14 protein-coding genes are annotated in these 15214 nt (G+C 44.8%); 5 read left to right on the top strand and 9 right to left on the bottom strand.

The genetic code is table 11. The annotated features are described in order from the left end of the window. Positions 1–81: 81 nt before the first annotated feature. The 5 genes from FQ608_RS07760 to FQ608_RS07740 all read right to left on the bottom strand — a co-directional run bounded on the left by FQ608_RS07760 (position 82) and on the right by FQ608_RS07740 (position 6450). Positions 82–1455 (bottom strand): Gfo/Idh/MocA family protein, encoded by a 1374-nt coding sequence (locus FQ608_RS07760; protein ID WP_158857253.1) that lies wholly within the window; start codon positions 1453–1455, stop codon positions 82–84. 58 nt (positions 1456–1513) lie between these two features. Beyond that, positions 1514–2398 carry a sugar phosphate isomerase/epimerase family protein gene (locus FQ608_RS07755; RefSeq protein WP_158857252.1) on the bottom strand — a complete coding sequence of 295 codons (885 nt, stop codon included), beginning with the start codon at positions 2396–2398 and terminating at the stop codon, positions 1514–1516. A 65-nt stretch (positions 2399–2463) separates the two neighbouring features. Beyond that, a complete protein-coding gene (locus FQ608_RS07750) occupies positions 2464–3654 on the bottom strand; it encodes an alpha/beta hydrolase family protein (RefSeq protein ID WP_234364119.1) in 1191 nt (396 codons plus the stop codon). A 42-nt stretch (positions 3655–3696) separates the two neighbouring features. Continuing rightward, positions 3697–4959, bottom strand: a complete 1263-nt coding sequence (locus FQ608_RS07745) for a twin-arginine translocation signal domain-containing protein (protein ID WP_158857251.1) — start codon at positions 4957–4959, stop codon at positions 3697–3699. A 132-nt stretch (positions 4960–5091) separates the two neighbouring features. Beyond that, the gene (locus tag FQ608_RS07740) at positions 5092–6450 is read right to left on the bottom strand and encodes a putative oxidoreductase C-terminal domain-containing protein (RefSeq protein ID WP_234364118.1); all 1359 of its coding nucleotides are present in this window, start codon (positions 6448–6450) and stop codon (positions 5092–5094) included. 254 nt (positions 6451–6704) lie between these two features. Between FQ608_RS07740 and FQ608_RS07735 the strand changes: the two genes are divergently transcribed. Continuing rightward, entirely contained in the window at positions 6705–7769 is a 1065-nt protein-coding gene (locus tag FQ608_RS07735; RefSeq protein ID WP_158857249.1) for a LacI family DNA-binding transcriptional regulator, read from the top strand. 32 nt (positions 7770–7801) lie between these two features. Next, positions 7802–9226: a tagaturonate reductase gene (locus tag FQ608_RS07730; RefSeq protein ID WP_158857248.1), complete on the top strand. Its 1425-nt coding sequence runs from the start codon at positions 7802–7804 to the stop codon at positions 9224–9226. A gap of 82 nt (positions 9227–9308) precedes the next feature. Here FQ608_RS07730 and FQ608_RS07725 read toward each other — a convergent pair whose 3' ends face one another. After that, entirely contained in the window at positions 9309–10151 is an 843-nt protein-coding gene (locus tag FQ608_RS07725; RefSeq protein ID WP_158857247.1) for a sugar phosphate isomerase/epimerase family protein, read from the bottom strand. A gap of 171 nt (positions 10152–10322) precedes the next feature. Between FQ608_RS07725 and FQ608_RS07720 the strand changes: the two genes are divergently transcribed. From FQ608_RS07720 to FQ608_RS07710, 3 genes are all read left to right on the top strand, one after another. Beyond that, on the top strand, positions 10323–11084 hold the full coding sequence (locus FQ608_RS07720; protein WP_158857246.1) for a creatininase family protein: 762 nt from the start codon (positions 10323–10325) through the stop codon (positions 11082–11084). Positions 11085–11184: 100 nt separating this feature from the next. Beyond that, a complete protein-coding gene (proC, locus tag FQ608_RS07715; RefSeq protein ID WP_158857245.1) occupies positions 11185–11985 on the top strand; it encodes a pyrroline-5-carboxylate reductase in 801 nt (266 codons plus the stop codon). A gap of 8 nt (positions 11986–11993) precedes the next feature. After that, entirely contained in the window at positions 11994–13019 is a 1026-nt protein-coding gene (locus tag FQ608_RS07710; protein ID WP_158857244.1) for an alpha/beta hydrolase, read from the top strand. A gap of 267 nt (positions 13020–13286) precedes the next feature. On the opposite strand, the gene FQ608_RS07705 is transcribed toward FQ608_RS07710, so the two are convergent. From FQ608_RS07705 to hisF, 3 genes are read right to left on the bottom strand one after another with little or no spacing between them, the layout of a single operon-like run. Next, positions 13287–13769 (bottom strand): gamma-glutamylcyclotransferase family protein, encoded by a 483-nt coding sequence (locus FQ608_RS07705; protein ID WP_158857243.1) that lies wholly within the window; start codon positions 13767–13769, stop codon positions 13287–13289. A 17-nt stretch (positions 13770–13786) separates the two neighbouring features. Next, a complete protein-coding gene (gene hisIE / locus FQ608_RS07700; protein WP_262885483.1) occupies positions 13787–14419 on the bottom strand; it encodes a bifunctional phosphoribosyl-AMP cyclohydrolase/phosphoribosyl-ATP diphosphatase HisIE in 633 nt (210 codons plus the stop codon). 35 nt (positions 14420–14454) lie between these two features. Beyond that, a complete protein-coding gene (gene hisF / locus FQ608_RS07695; protein ID WP_158857241.1) occupies positions 14455–15210 on the bottom strand; it encodes an imidazole glycerol phosphate synthase subunit HisF in 756 nt (251 codons plus the stop codon). Positions 15211–15214 lie beyond the last annotated feature (4 nt).

The following is a 15214-nucleotide window of genomic DNA, read 5'->3' as shown; positions in this document are numbered from 1 at the left end:
TATTGGATGGGTAATGTGTTTTCTTAAAAAAAGCCTTATCCTTCAAGATGGAAGGATAAGGCTTTATAAATTACACGTAAGTTAAACTTGATCCGGCACCACGTATGGCGGTCGGCTTGGACGGCTAAGCATGGTATCTGCTTCCGAGTCATTGGCAAATTTTTCGTATTCGCCCATGAAATTGAGGCTTCTTCCCAATCGGTAAGAAATGTTGGCCATAGCTGGCAATGCAGAAGAATAAAATCCCTCTCGGATATCACAGTTTAGCGCATAGCGGTCACTCTTGCGGATGGCATCGAGGAAGTTGGCATAATGCTCAGCACCACCTGGAGCGGCAAGAACATTTGATCCGCTTGAAGCAGGTGCCTTTTCCTTGGTAGATTGGGCGAACGGTTCCTTTTCACTCTTGCGGAATGCTTTCCAGGTACTGCCATCCACTTCCATATACCCGTCTGTACCGTAAAACATATTTCCTATCTGTATCCCCAAGCTGGATTCACCGTTTGTATACCGTCCTCTTGTTTCGAATTCTAATACCTTTCCATCATTGTATTTGAAGACGGAGGTCTGGGTATTGGGTGTCTCCTGGGAACATTCTGAAGGTGTCATGCCATAGATGCCTCCGGTGGAATATACACTCACCGGATGCTCATTCTTATTCAATCCCCAACGGGCTACATCAAACTGATGCGGTCCCTGGTTGCCGGTGTCTCCGTTGCCAGTATCCCAGTGCCAGTGCCAGTTGTAATGGCCGCGCTTCTCATTATAGGCTCTATACGGAGCTGGTCCGAGCCACAGGTCATAGTGAAGACCCGCCGGAGGCATACTGTCCTTGACAATTCCGAAGGAATTTCTAGGCTTGTAACAAAGACCTCTCGCCATATAGACTTCACCTATTCCGCCTTCATGGAGGAATTTCATTGCCTCCATAACGTTGGCAATGGAGCGGTTTTGAAAACCAACCTGCATAATCACGTTGTATTTTCTGGCCGCTTCGATCATTTTCCTGCCTTCATAGATGTTATGGCTGGCAGGTTTTTCTACAAATACATTTTTGCCCGCCTGCGCAGCCCAGATGGCACCCAGTGCATGCCAGTGGTTTGGTGTGGCGAAGGAAACCGCGTCAATTTCGGGATCTTCAAACACTTTGCGCATATCATAGGCCGTTCCCGGCTTATCGCCCGTTTGATCCTGGACAAGTTTTACTTTTTCCGACCAAGTATTTTCGTCTGCGTCACACAAGGTTTTGATGACGACATTTCTACTGTCTTTTAGTTTGCAAAATTGGTTGATGTGGTTAGTTCCCTGGCCTCGGATACCGATTACGGATAGGTGCATCCGATCATTGGCACCGATAATTTTTCCATAAGATTTGGCACTCATAGACATACCGGCCACGGCTATCCCTGCTCCTCCCAACAAACTTTTCTTAATAAAATCCCTTCTTTCTGTCATTACTGCTATTTGGTTACTGTTGATAATTTTTACTTTTGATTTGTCGCCGTTCTAAGGATTAAACCCGGCTTATCATTTCTTCAAACAACTTTTTCTCTCTTGCCATGGCGGCAATTTTGTCATCCGGATTACTGTGTGCTTCCAACAAAATCCAACCATTATAATTGGCTCCCTTTAGTAATCCGAAAAGCTCCTGAAATGGATAGTCGGTCTCGCTAAAAGCGCGGCAATGGGAAGTGTCCCCCAGCCATTGTTTAACCATATTGAAATTGGCCTCCAGACCAGGTGCCTTGAGATCCGTATCATTACTGTTCCAACATATAACTACATTTTTCTCCGTCACTTGGTCAAAGATCGCTTTCATCACCGGCAATTCCTGCGTGATTCTACCGTGCACCTCTACCCGGATAAGTTGACCATGGTCCTGGGCGAATTTTCCCACTTCATTGAAAGACGCGGCAATCTGTGCCACTGTCTTTTCTTGGGAAACCCCCTCAGGAATAGTATTGGGCTTTACCTTTAACCCAGTAGCTCCGATGTCTTTGCATAGTTTGACATATTCTTTAGTACCGTCGATGTGTTTTTTTAAGACAGCTGGGTCAGGACTATGATACTCGTAATTACTTCCATATCCCACACAAGTGACAGGACTGTCCGCAAACCGCTTCTTCACTTCCCTTCGTTCCTTTTTTGAAAGGTTGCTTTCTACGCCGTGAGCATGTTCCGTACGCAGTTCAACGCCCATATAGCCGGTTTTTTCACAGTTGGCAATAAGCTCAGCAAGGTTCCAGTCCTTTCCCCACTGATAAGTCACCAAGCCCAGTTTCATTCCTGAATTCTGGGCAAACAATTGCGGCAGGGATAAGCCTCCCAGTGTGCCAACAGCAAGGCTGGTTGCCAGGGTTTTCTTTACAAAATCCCTTCGGGTTAATTGGTTGTTCATTTCTTGAGTTTTAAAATATTGTTAATTGATTACTGAAATTTGAGGTATTCGATTATTATTAACGCTTATTTCCATTTAACCCCACTGTTATTTTTGACGCCATGGGATGGAAATGGATTTTTATCGGAAAAGACGTATAGATCCCGTTGATCTTCCAGAGTAACGGCTGATTCATTGAGGGATCCGTCGGCATGCAATGCCTTACTTAGGTCCAAGCCAAGGTGTTTGGCCAGAAAGGGATAGACAGCCTGGCGCTTTTTCTCATCATATCCGTGTTGGTCTTCGGGTATATGGACGTTCTCGACCATGTTTTTTTCACCCATCAGCCCATAAATATGTTGGAGATGTGGATATTCTACTTTTGGGGTGTTTTTTGTCCAATCACCTCCTACCGAAACCAAAAGCATGGGTTTGGGCGCAGAAAGCGCTGCAATTTCCACATTGTTGGTTTGGTAGTTTTTTGCTTTGTGTATGGGCATGCCACTTTCACAGACACATCCTCCAAAGAAATGGGCAGACACCATCACAACCGGAACGGAAACTGCAATTCTATCATCTACAGCCGTTAGGAGAAAAGATTGGGTCGCTCCACCAGAAGCCCCGGTAACGGCAATTTTGTCCGGGTTAACACCCATTTCCAACAAAAAATCAACGCCGCGGATGCTGTTCCATAACTGCTGCTTCAATGCTTCCGAATGCTTGTGCTCCCAACCGATTTCTTCCATTTCTGCGTATCCTACCGCATCATACGCCCATACCATGGCACCCATCCTTGCCATGCTGGCAAACCTTTTCTGGGCATCAGCGCGGTAACGGCCAACATCTCCTTCCTGCGTCCAATGGCCATGGGGCGAAATGATACCCGGAAGGTTTTTTAGTTCCCCTTTTGGCGAATATAAACTTCCGGTTACAAAAACGCCGGGTAAACTTTCAAAGGCCACATTCTGAACCTGATACCCGTCAAACTCCCTGACTTCACCAAAAATGGGATTCAATGCATTCTTCTTAGGGAATTTTTCCAAACCGGTCCCTTTCAGCACTTGCTTGCGGATTGCGGATGCACGGGCCTCCCATTCCTTTTTGGTCGTATAGGCTTTTTTCATGGAAGCCAAAAAATCGGCACCCTCAGCCTCTGTCCAGTGGGCTCCTACACAAAGCATATCGTTATTTCCCTGGCTATTTCCAATAGTTGGGAGAAATAACCAAAGACAAACAAGCAGCGGGAAAATCGATAATGCGGGAAATTTATAAGTCATTGTTTGGGTATTTAAAGTTCTCATTTGGATATTTTCTTATCGTTATTTTAACCATTTGTCAAACCAGTCAAATGCTTCCTGCTGCATGGCATGGTCAAATTTATGTGGACCAGGATAATAAGAACATCTGTACTTATCCGAAGCACCTGCCTTTGCGAAAACCTCTTGAAGGATTTTGTCAGCCCTCTCCATCTCAGACAGGGTGTACAAGCCATCATCGCTATCATTTAGTATGAGAGTGGGCAAGGGAACCCGAAGCCCAAGAATTTCAGGGAAATCCAGTTCTTGGGGTAGAATGGGAATATATGCCATCCATGTATGGGTGAAGGATTTGTGTAGGAGAAAGTCGGTCCATGTACTCATAAATCCGACGCATACTGCGCAGGAAATCCTTGGATCCAAGCCGCCTGTCATTACGGTCCGCATCCCGCCTCCGGATAATCCCCCACATCCGATTTTTTGATCGTTCACGTCATTACGGCCACACAGGATGTCTAACGCCACCCTATCCTCGGCAAAGAACACCCCCGGCCACGTAGTGCCTCCACAAAAAAGGGACTTGGCCATTATATGCTCGTGATCGGAAGCCCATTGATTATAAGCGTTGATGTTCTCCTGATCCTCGGGATTTTCGTCCGTCAGCCCTCGACGCTGCCGTTCAGGGATATCAGCCATCAAAACCCTTCGACTGGCAAAGGTAAAAGCGTCCGCAATCAGCACCACATACCCACGTTTAGCGGCCTCGTTGGCCCATGCTTTTCCTTCATAATAATGGTCTTGGTGAGCAACCATCATTTCGTGGGGATTGTCGCTAGTTTTTGTGATTTTGCGTAGTCCGAAGTATTTGTTTCCACCGTGGCAGTGGAAGGCCAAAATACCCGGAAGTTTTCCAGTTGCCCCTACCGGTTTCATTACCAATCCTTTTGTAGGATTTCCGTAGGGGAGTTGCCAACTGATCTCTTCGATCTGCAAGCCATCGTAGACATAGGACTTGTGAACAGTCACCTCGGGTGTTCTACCCAGATCTGGAATGCCCAAGCGGTCATTGATTGTTTCCAAAGCCTCCTTCCTCCAGCTTTCAAGATCTGTAAATTCCTCCTTACGGAAGGACATCTTGGGGAGCTCATCACCCTGTAGGCTATTAGCCCAGGGGCCATAACTGCCAATTAAATTTGGTTCCACGGAATTCCGCGGTGGGGTGGCAAAAGGCTTATTTCCGGATCCAAGTACCCATTCTCCTCCTCCAGCAAGGCCCAATCCGGCTAAGGCGGATACTTTAATGAAATCTCTACGTGTGTTTTTCATGGCTGAAAACTTCCGGGTTATATTGTTTGGGTCTTATTCAAAGCTATTTCGTTACGAGTGACAATTAGATCTATGAAGGACGACTAGCTGCGTTTGCAAAATTATCGGACAACCATCCATAGTTTTCGCTTTCTATTTAGTCGCCATTTCAAGGCCTTTGGTGGTGACGTAGTATTTTGTAATCATATTCGGAACTTCCCAATCAGGCAACTTTCCTGCTGTCAGGTGTTCAATGTATTTTTCAGTTACTTCACGGAAATGGTCTTCGTGACTGGTTCTAAAAGCCTGCGGAATCTCAATTCTCCAGGAATTTTCTCCATCTACTTTTACTACACCCAGCCCCTGAAACTTGCTTCCTAACGCAGACACTTTTTGCATTAGCGTTTCCTCGAATGAAGCCAAATCAGTTCCTTTTACAGGCTCAATATACAATTCCGGTTTGTAATTTTCCTTTTTGTCCTGTCGGATCACCAAGTTGGAGGTCGTACCCCGCATAATGGAATAATGGGTATCCGCAGAACCTTCCGGAGCCACATAATTCCAGATAACGGATACCTTTGCATGCACTCCATTGATTTTGTAGTTGATTTCTCCGTTTCCATAAACTTCCAATACATCACCTTTAATATAAGGAGTAAGGTAGTCCGGAAACTCCGTCAAACCGGTAGATCGGGTAAATTCTTCCAAGCTGAGTTCTGTTGGCCAACGTGTAGCGGTTACCATCTCGATATCCGTATTGTAATCGATGATTTTTTCGGGAAAGCATTCCCACTGCACCAAATCCACCAGGTGGGTGGTTACGTCCACAATTCCTTCGCCCTGCTGAGCCACGTCGTAGAACCATCCTGGCCGCTGAAGAGGTTTGCCCGAAACTGTTTTGAAAAAGTGGTGAACGCTTTCTTTGGTCACGGCAGGATTTTCCAATGTTCCGTTTTCAAGTGTGCCGAATATTTCCGGGATCAGGGAAAATTCCTTCTGAAGAATGGTGCTTATCTCAAACCTTTCGGTCATAATATCAAAAAGCAGCACGTCGTTTTTTTCCGCAACATCAAATGCTTCCTTTAAAACCTCAAATCCATCTGTATCGATAGCCATAGGTTTGTCTGCCAGCACATGAAAACCGGCCTCTACTGCTGACAAGATATTTTTGGTTTTATTTCGGTTATTTCCTGCAGTGACCATGACATTGCCCTTTTTCTCAGACACCATTTTCTGCAAAAAATCATTTCCGGTATATACTTCCATTTCCCAATTGGTGGGGTCATCCGTCCGGGTATTATAGGATTCGATAGCGGTCAGATAGGCCTGTAGGTCAGGACCACTTGGAGCGTAGACGTGTACAGTCGGATCTACTTGGGGATAGATTGATTTCTTAACCAAATGGGCATGAAAATGCCCTGGGTCAAGCGTAACCAATTTGATTTCATTTGGAGCTCCGCTAAGTTTGGAAGAGTCGGCTGACTCTACGGATGTTTCACTGGAACAGGACATAGCCAAAAGTAAGGTGGATAAACATAAGCTTGATAAAACCGGGTTTTTAACCTTCATAAGGGGATTTTCTTTTAATTGGTTGATTATAATATGATATTGTCTGATTGTCAGCCTTCTTCCGCCTACATTGCTATAGGAAATAAACACAGCCTTCTAATTCTTGGGATTAAATATAAAGAAAGTATGCATAGAATAAAACAGATTTGTGCGCAATCGATTGCATTTTATGGAATTAATTCCTAATATTCAAAAAAATGAGCAAAAAAGAGAAAACTACCATACACGATATCGCCCAACAATTGGGTATAACAGCGTCTACGGTATCCAGGGCGTTGAATAATCACCCTAGAATCAGTGCAAAAACAAAAGAACTGGTGCTCAAAGTAGCTAAAGAAATCAACTACAAACCCAATTCTATCGCTGTGGCGCTTAGAAATGGCAAGAGTAGATTGATCGGAATTATTGTACCAACGGTAAACAGGGATTTTTTCTCCTCTGTGGTAAGGGGTATTGAAGAAACAGCGAACAAACTGGGTTATAAAGTAATTATTACGCAATCCCATGACAATTATGAGCGTGAGGTTCAGACCATCCATGCCTTGTTGGATGCACGGGTAGACGGAATCGTCGTTTCTTTAGGAAAAGGGACTCAAAAATTGGATCATTTCAAATCAGTAATCCAAAAAGGGATTCCCCTGGTTTTCTTCGACCGGGTGGCCAATAATATTCCAGTATGCCAAGTGGTCATCGATGATTATCTAGCAGCCTATCAAGTCACGGAACACCTAATCGAACAGGGGTATAACCGAATTGCCCACTTCAATAGTCCAATGAACATCAATATATTTAAGGAGCGCTTTAGAGGATATAAAGATGCATTGGAAAGTTACGGAATGTCGGTGGATCCTGCACTCGTCGTAGAAAGTAACTTGCAGCTCGAAGATGGCCGCCAAAGTGCCCGTCACCTAATAGAAAAAGGAATACCCTTTGATGCCATATTTTCTGCCAGTGATTATTCTATCGTGGGTGCCCTGCAAGAGCTCAAGAAACACGGATATAACATTCCCGGAGACGTCGGCTTGGCCGGGTTTGGCAATGAGCCATTTACAGCATTTACCGACCCTGGTCTCACCACGGTAGATCAGGTAAGTATTGCCATGGGTCAGGCTGTTGCCAAGTTGTTTTTTGATCTTCTTGACAAGGAGGGACGTATCACCGAAACCCAAAAAATTGTCCTAAGGGCCAAACCTGTATTTAGAGGCTCCTCCCAACGGTTGGGCATTAACACCGCGGCCATTTCTTCGGAAACAGCCAATTGAATTATCCATCAACTCTTATATTAATAATTCAGATGAAATCCTTAAATAGAAAATCAGCAGAAATTGGTGAAAAACACCCGGTAAAAGTCATTCAGTTCGGCACAGGCAATTTTTTGAGAGGCTTTGCGGATTGGATCTTTGATCTGATGAACGAAAAAACCGGGTTTTTAGGATCTGTTCAGCTTGTACAGGTGCACGGGAAAAAACCTGCCACATCCCTGATAGAGCAGGAAGGACTTTACACCCTACTAACCAGGGGGTTTCAAAACGGTCAAACGGTCGATGAATCCCGCCTGATCTCCTGCATAGCCGACACCCTAAATCCCTATATGGAATATGATGCTTTTCTGAAATTGGCTGAATTGCCAGAACTTGAATGGATCATTTCCAATACCACGGAAGCGGGGATTTTTGTTGATTCCACTGATACAGACTATACCCAAACTCCAAATTCATTCCCGGGAAAACTTACCGCACTATTATTTAAGCGATATGAATTTATCAAGGACAAATCATTCAAAACCATTCACGTCCTCCCTTGCGAATTGATCGAGCAAAATGGTAAGAAGTTGAAAGAAGCTGTGTTGGCGTATGCAAAACTTTGGCAGCTGCCCGCGGCTTTTAACTCTTGGTTGGAAGCTGAGGTTAAATTTTATAATACCTTGGTGGACCGCATTGTCCCGGGTTTCCCAAGTGATGAAGCGGAAGCCATTCAGGAAAAACTGGGTTACAAAGATGATCTGATGGTCGTGGCAGAACCCTTTCTTTTTTGGGCGATTGAAGGTCCGGAGTCATTGAAAAAACTATTCCCCGCATCACGTTTGGGATTGGATGTAATTGTAGTGGATGATTTACAACCATACAGAACCCGAAAAGTAAGGATTTTGAACGGCGCTCATACCACCCTTGTTCCAGTGGCCTACCTTAAAGGGCTGCGCTTTGTGGGGGATGCCATGAACGATCCCGAGGTAAGCGAATATCTCCAATCAGCTCTTTGGAACGAAATCATTCCTTCCATTGACCTTCCCAAAGAAGAGCTTGAAAAGTTTGCGGAAGCTGTCATGGACCGCTTCAGGAACCCCTTCGTAAAACATCAACTAAGTGCTATTGCGCTCAATTCCATCTCAAAGTTTCAGGTACGGGTCCTTCCCTCAATCTTGGAATATATTAAAAAGGAGGATAAATTACCGATGCTGCTTTTAAAATCCCTAGCGGCACTCTTAGTATTCTATAGAGGCCACTATAAAGGATTGGACATTCCCGTAAATGACACTCCTGGTGTTATGGCGTTTTTTAATGAGACGTGGAAAGTTGGTGATCCGTATGAGGTAGTCCCTTCTATATTAGCCAACACCAGCTTGTGGGGTCAGGACTTGAATCAATACCCTGGATTTTCCGATCGGGTAATTCAGGAAGTTATTGAGCTGTTGGATCAAGAAAAAACAGTTCAGGCCTAAAAAAAAATGCCCTCCTATTTATCCAACCAGATTGGATTGAAGGAGGGCATGTTTTCTAGTTTTTATTCTTTTCAGTTTGTTATTACCTGGCGTCGGTAACCCCTCTGTAATATCCTACCGATTCTGAAATCCCCTGTAACGGAGTTTTCATGTCTTTTTCATATTCCAAACTTACTTTACCGGGGTATTTCACTTTTCGCAACATGTCCACAAAGGCGGGAATGTCAATCACTCCCCTACCCAGTTCGCAGGTTTTACCTTCCGCGGCAGCGGCTGTAACATTTTTCAAGTGAATGTCAAAAATCCTGTCCTTATATTTCCTCAGGTCGGCAATCGGGTCGTGACCGTCGCGCATATTGTGCCCCATGTCAAAACAAAGTCCAATGCGGGCGTCCAGGTCTTTGATTAAACCTACGGTGACAGTGGCATTGGGGTACAATTTGTCTTCTGGCCCATGGTTGTGAATGGCAAAACGAATATCGTACTCTTTTACTTTTTGGTCTAAATAGTTAAGATCCTCATGGAGGGGGATACCCACAATAAGGTCTACACCGACTTTTTTTGCATATTCGAAAGCCTTGTCCATATCCGGCCGTGTCCTACAATAGATAGGTCCTACGGCATATCCTTTTACATTGGATTCTGCCAACCTACTGTGAAACGCTTTGATTTGGTCTGGTGTACTATCTAAGGGCAGGTGGAAATCCTTGATGCAAAGGTAATTCACCTCAAGTTTACTGATCATATCCAGACTTTCCTCCAGATTGAAATGAACGAAGGTATATCCCGCAAACCCCAGATCAAAAGGGTCTTTCCTTTTAGCTACCGGAGCGGCAATTGATTGCGAGGAACCCATTACGGATCCCGCCAACACGCCCATCACTCCTTTTTTCACGAAACTTCTTCGGGTATTAAATACTGCCATTGTTTTAGTTATAAGTTTATTATATTGACACCTGCGATAAGACGGACATCGCATTCACTTCGTTGCAAGATAAATGCTTCTCTGAAAAGTAAGGTGGTTTTTGATAAAAAATTATGTTTTATTTACACCAACAGAGAAGATTGGCTTTTTAAATTAACGTTATTTATTTCTATGAGACCATATATATTAGCAGAAACGAACTGGAAAGCACTCAAAGACAGCCCCGTTGATTTGGTAGTTTTGCCTTGGGGCGCCACAGAGGCCCACAATTATCATTTACCCTATGGAACGGACGTTTTCGAAGCCGACGCCATAGCCCACGCATCCGGTAAGATTGCCTGGGAGGCAGGGGCAAAAGTGATGATCCTTCCTACCATCCCCTTTGGTGTCAATACAGGGCAGTCAGACATTTATCTGGATATCAACCTTAATCCCAGTACCCAGCTTGCTATCCTTAAGGACATCGTAGCAGTACTTGACCGGCAGGGGATTTCCAAATTACTGATTTTGAACAGCCACGGGGGGAATGATTTCAAAACGATGCTAAGGGAAATTGGTCTACAATATCCGGACATGTTTTTTAGTACTTGCAATTGGTTTCAATCCATGGATAAATCCCAATATTTTGAAAAGGCTGGAGACCATGCCGACGAGATGGAAACAAGCATCATCCAATTTCTCCACCCCGACCTAGTGCTTCCATTGGAAGAAGCGGGAGATGGGGCTGAAAAAAGATCCAAGGTAACGGGAATCCGTGAAGGTTGGGCCTGGGCGGAGCGACGCTGGTCAATGGTCTCTGAGGATACAGGTATCGGAGATCCTAAGCTTTCATGTGCCGAAAAGGGTGAGAAATTCCTGAAGGACGTCAGTCAAAAGCTTGCCAAATTGATGCAGGAAATTGCCGCATTGGACATAAAGGATCGATACGAGTAATTAAATCAAAGGGATATTTTACTAAGTAAACAAATACTCTATATAGTTTTTACATCCAATAAGTGATACTTTTGGACCCGAAAGTAGAATTTAAAAAATAATGAAGGAAAATTATAAAATCGCCATCATAGGCTGTGGCAACCTGGGCTTATCCATTGTCAACGGCCTATTGGGCGGATCTGCCTATAAGGGAGAGCAATTGACCGTTACAAAAAGACATCCGGAAAGCCTCTTTTACCTGCAATCACAGGGTATAACCGTTTTGGGGGACAATGCCGAAGCTGCCAAAGACGCTGACCTTGTTATATTGGGCGTCAAGCCTTATAATGTGGAGGTGGTGTTAAACGATATCAAGCCTGTCCTCCGCACAGACAAGCAAGTGATCGTTTCGCTCGCGGCGGGCGTTACCATTGCACAAATGCAGCAGATTTTAGAACCGGGGACGGCAATCTTCCGGGTGATGCCTAACATTGCGGCAGACATAAAGGAATCCATTACCTGTATTTGTGGGAAAGACTTTTCGGAAGAAACTGAAATTTTAGTCCGGGATGTTTTCGAAAGTATCGGAGTCAATATATTGATCGAAGAACATCTTATGGAAGCTGCCACCGTGTTGGGTGCCTGCGGAATTGCCTTTGTCTTCCGCTTTATGCGGGCAATGACTCAGGGTGGAATCCAGATAGGTTTCGATGCCAAAACGGCGAACAAAATCGTAACCCAGACAGTAAAAGGAGCATCGGAATTGATTATCAAAAAGGGATTGCATCCTGAGGCAGCTATCGACAAAGTGACCACACCCAAGGGGAGCACCATTGTCGGATTGAACGAAATGGAGCATCACGGATTTAGCGCCGCAATGGTCCGTGGAATGCTGGCTTCCTACAACAATATCGCAAAATAATTTCTTCCATGAAAAAATTACTCATCTGGCTTCTCGGCATAGCGATTGTATTGGCGATCGTTTACATGTTTGGACCCAAGGATTCAATTAGAGACCTGAATGGATCCTATCCCGAAGTACCTCGAGATATCTCCGAGTTGGAGAGATATATCAAGAGCAACGAGGATACGGTCCAGGGTCTCAAGGCCAACAATGAGGCTAAAATCATTTGGGCAAATCCTTCCAACCCGCAGAAAACCCCCTATAGTTTTCTCTACGTTCACGGGTTTGGAGCCAGTCAGATGGAAGGAGATCCCGTTCACCGTGAGATTGCCGCGCATTTTGGTGCCAATCTATTCCTGACCCGTTTGCCTGAACACGGAATAAAAAGGGAGAATGCCTTTGAAAATCTAACTCCGGAAAGGCTGGTTGAAGGAGCTAGGGAAGCTTATAAAATCGCCCAGAGTTTGGGCGACTCAGTTATTGTTATCGGGACATCCATGGGCGGTGCCTTATCCCTGATCTTGGCTTCCGAACGACCTGAGATAAAAGCCTTAGTTTTATTTTCCCCCTGCATAAAGGAATATGGAAATCAATTGGACCCCTTTTTCCAACCATGGACAAAGCAGCTGATGAAGGCTGTGATGACTAACGATAAGGGAGTGCAGGAAGTGGCCCGAGAAGGCGATAAAGCAAAGTATTGGGCGGATGCGTACCATATTAATGCCTATTCCAGCCTGGCCATACTGCTAAGAAGCAAAATGAATCCGACTACGTTCCGAGCAGTGGAACAGCCGCTTTATATGGGCTATTATTACAAAGATGAAGAAAACCAAGATAAGGTGGTGTCCGTACCTGCGATGTTGGAAATGTACGATCAGGTGAATACTCCAGATCATTTAAAACGAAAAACGGCATTTCCTGAGAGCGGGGATCATGTTATCGCATCCAGTATTACTTCCAAAAGTTGGGAGGAGGTCCTGGCTGGAAGTATAGAATTTCTGGAACAAGTTGTAAACCTCACTCCTGTTGTACCTGAGTTGGCGGGAAATTAGTTTCGGGGAGACCGCAAAGTTTAAAAATTAACCCCATTAAGGGAACGGAGGATCCTGAAGTACAGGAAATTATTTTCAGTTTCTATTGTGGCTACATAGAAACATTTACGGTAATAAAATAGGAACCATTACCCTCAAAATCAGCATTTTATCCAATTCAATGTAAAAAAAAATAGAACTTAGGTAAAGCTGATTCTTTTAACGGAAATCAATTGCAAAAATCCGTATCCCGAAAGAATACAGAGGTTCTTGATGAACAAAAAGTTTCTATAAACTTTTCTCTATATCATCTTTGCCTTCTCCGTGATCTCTATGTTCTCTGAGTCCCTTAGTCTCTCCGTCTCCTCTGTGGTCCTCCCTTTCTTTAAAATAGCTTAAATAATCCCCGCCCTCAATCGGTACAAGATTTTGGACAATACCTTGGTAGATATAGGTCCAGCAAGTTAGGGTAGCATCTGCTGTTGTGACTAATACTTTTTCCCGGGTATATTCGGGAGTATCGGAGTCATTGATTCCTTCGTATTCATCCAGTTCGGCCCAAAGATTTGGACAACTGCTTAAGTCATATACTTCTCCCAGAACCGAAGAACTAGTCTCATTACACGCTACCAAAGCGGGGTATTCTCCTAAATCATATAGAGTTCCGGGTATCTGGCCTTTTCCTATAAAGCTTGCTAAGGCTCTTAGCATTTCTCCCTTAGGATGCTTTACATCAGTGAGAAGGGTGCCATAAACAAATAGGAATTCCATGGAAAAACGAAAACTAATTACTTGTGCCGGTCAATCAGCACCTGCATAACTTCGTCCAATTCATAGCCCTTGGCTTCGAGTAAGACCAAGTAATGGTAAAGCAAATCGGCAGCTTCTCCCATAAAGAGTTCCTTATTGTCGTCCTTTGCTTCGATTACGATCTCCACTGCCTCCTCCCCTACTTTTTGCGCCACCTTGTTGATGCCTTTGGCAAAAAGGGATGCTGTGTAAGAGGTGTCCGAAGGGTTGTTTTTCCTGTCTTTGATCACCTGCCGCAGGCGGTCGATAAAGTGGGTTTTGGAATGGTTGGTATCCGCAAAGCAGGTGTCATCGCCTGTATGGCAAACTGGACCCACCGGATTTACATAGATAAGCAGGGTGTCCCCGTCACAATCCAACTGCATATCGGAAATCAGCATAAAATTGCCCGAGGTTTCTCCTTTAGTCCAGAGTCGTTGTTTTGTCCGGCTAAAAAAGGTCACCTTTCCGGTGGCTTGGGAGTGTGCCAGTGCTTCCTGATTCATATAGCCGAGCATCAGAACCTGCTTGGTAGCGGCATCCTGAATAATGGCGGGAACCAGCCCGTCTACCTTGTCAAAATCTATATTCAGTTCTCTTCGTGGCATTTTTTGTTTATTTTGATTAGTAATGGCTTATTACAAGCCGATAAGGTAGTTGCCAGGGCTTATAGCCGAACCGCTACCCCTTCCCCATGCAAATACTTTTTAAGATCGGGAATGGGAATTTCCTTAAAGTGGAAAATACTAGCTGCCAAGGCAGCATCCGCTTTTCCCACCGTAAATACATCTTTGAAATGCGCCATAGTTCCCGCACCGCCGGAAGCGATAATTGGTATGGAAAGCATGGAAGACAACTCGGAAGTGATGCCGTTTGCAAAGCCCGACTTAACGCCGTCATGGTCCATGGAGGTTAGCAGGATTTCCCCCGCACCCCGGTCACATACTTCCTGTGCCCAACGCTGAGTAACGAGGGTGGTCGGTCTGCGGCCTCCGTGTGTATGCACGAGATCAACTCCGTCCACATCTTTGGTATCTATAGCCACCACAATGCATTGACTGCCAAACTCCCTTGCCATCTCATTGACGATCGAAGGATTTTTCACTGCGGAAGAGTTGATACTGATCTTATCGGCACCGGCATTTAGCAGGGCTTTTACGTCGTCTACGGTTGAGATTCCACCACCAACTGTAAAAGGAATATTAATCGTTTTGGCAATTTTGGTTACCAATTCCACTAATGTTTTGCGCTTTTCAACTGTTGCGGTGATATCCAGAAACACCAGCTCATCCGCTCCCTCCTGTGCATAAATTCTGCCCAACTCCACCGGATCCCCGGCATCCCGGAGTTCCAGAAAGTTCACTCCTTTTACGGTGCGTCCATCTTTAATGTCCAGGCAGGGAATAATTCTTTTTGTCAGCATATAT

The sequence above is a fragment of the Lunatibacter salilacus genome, assembly GCF_009797935.1.
Lineage (GTDB): Bacteria > Bacteroidota > Bacteroidia > Cytophagales > Cyclobacteriaceae > Lunatibacter > Lunatibacter salilacus.
This window is presented reverse-complemented; position numbering and strand designations above follow the sequence as displayed.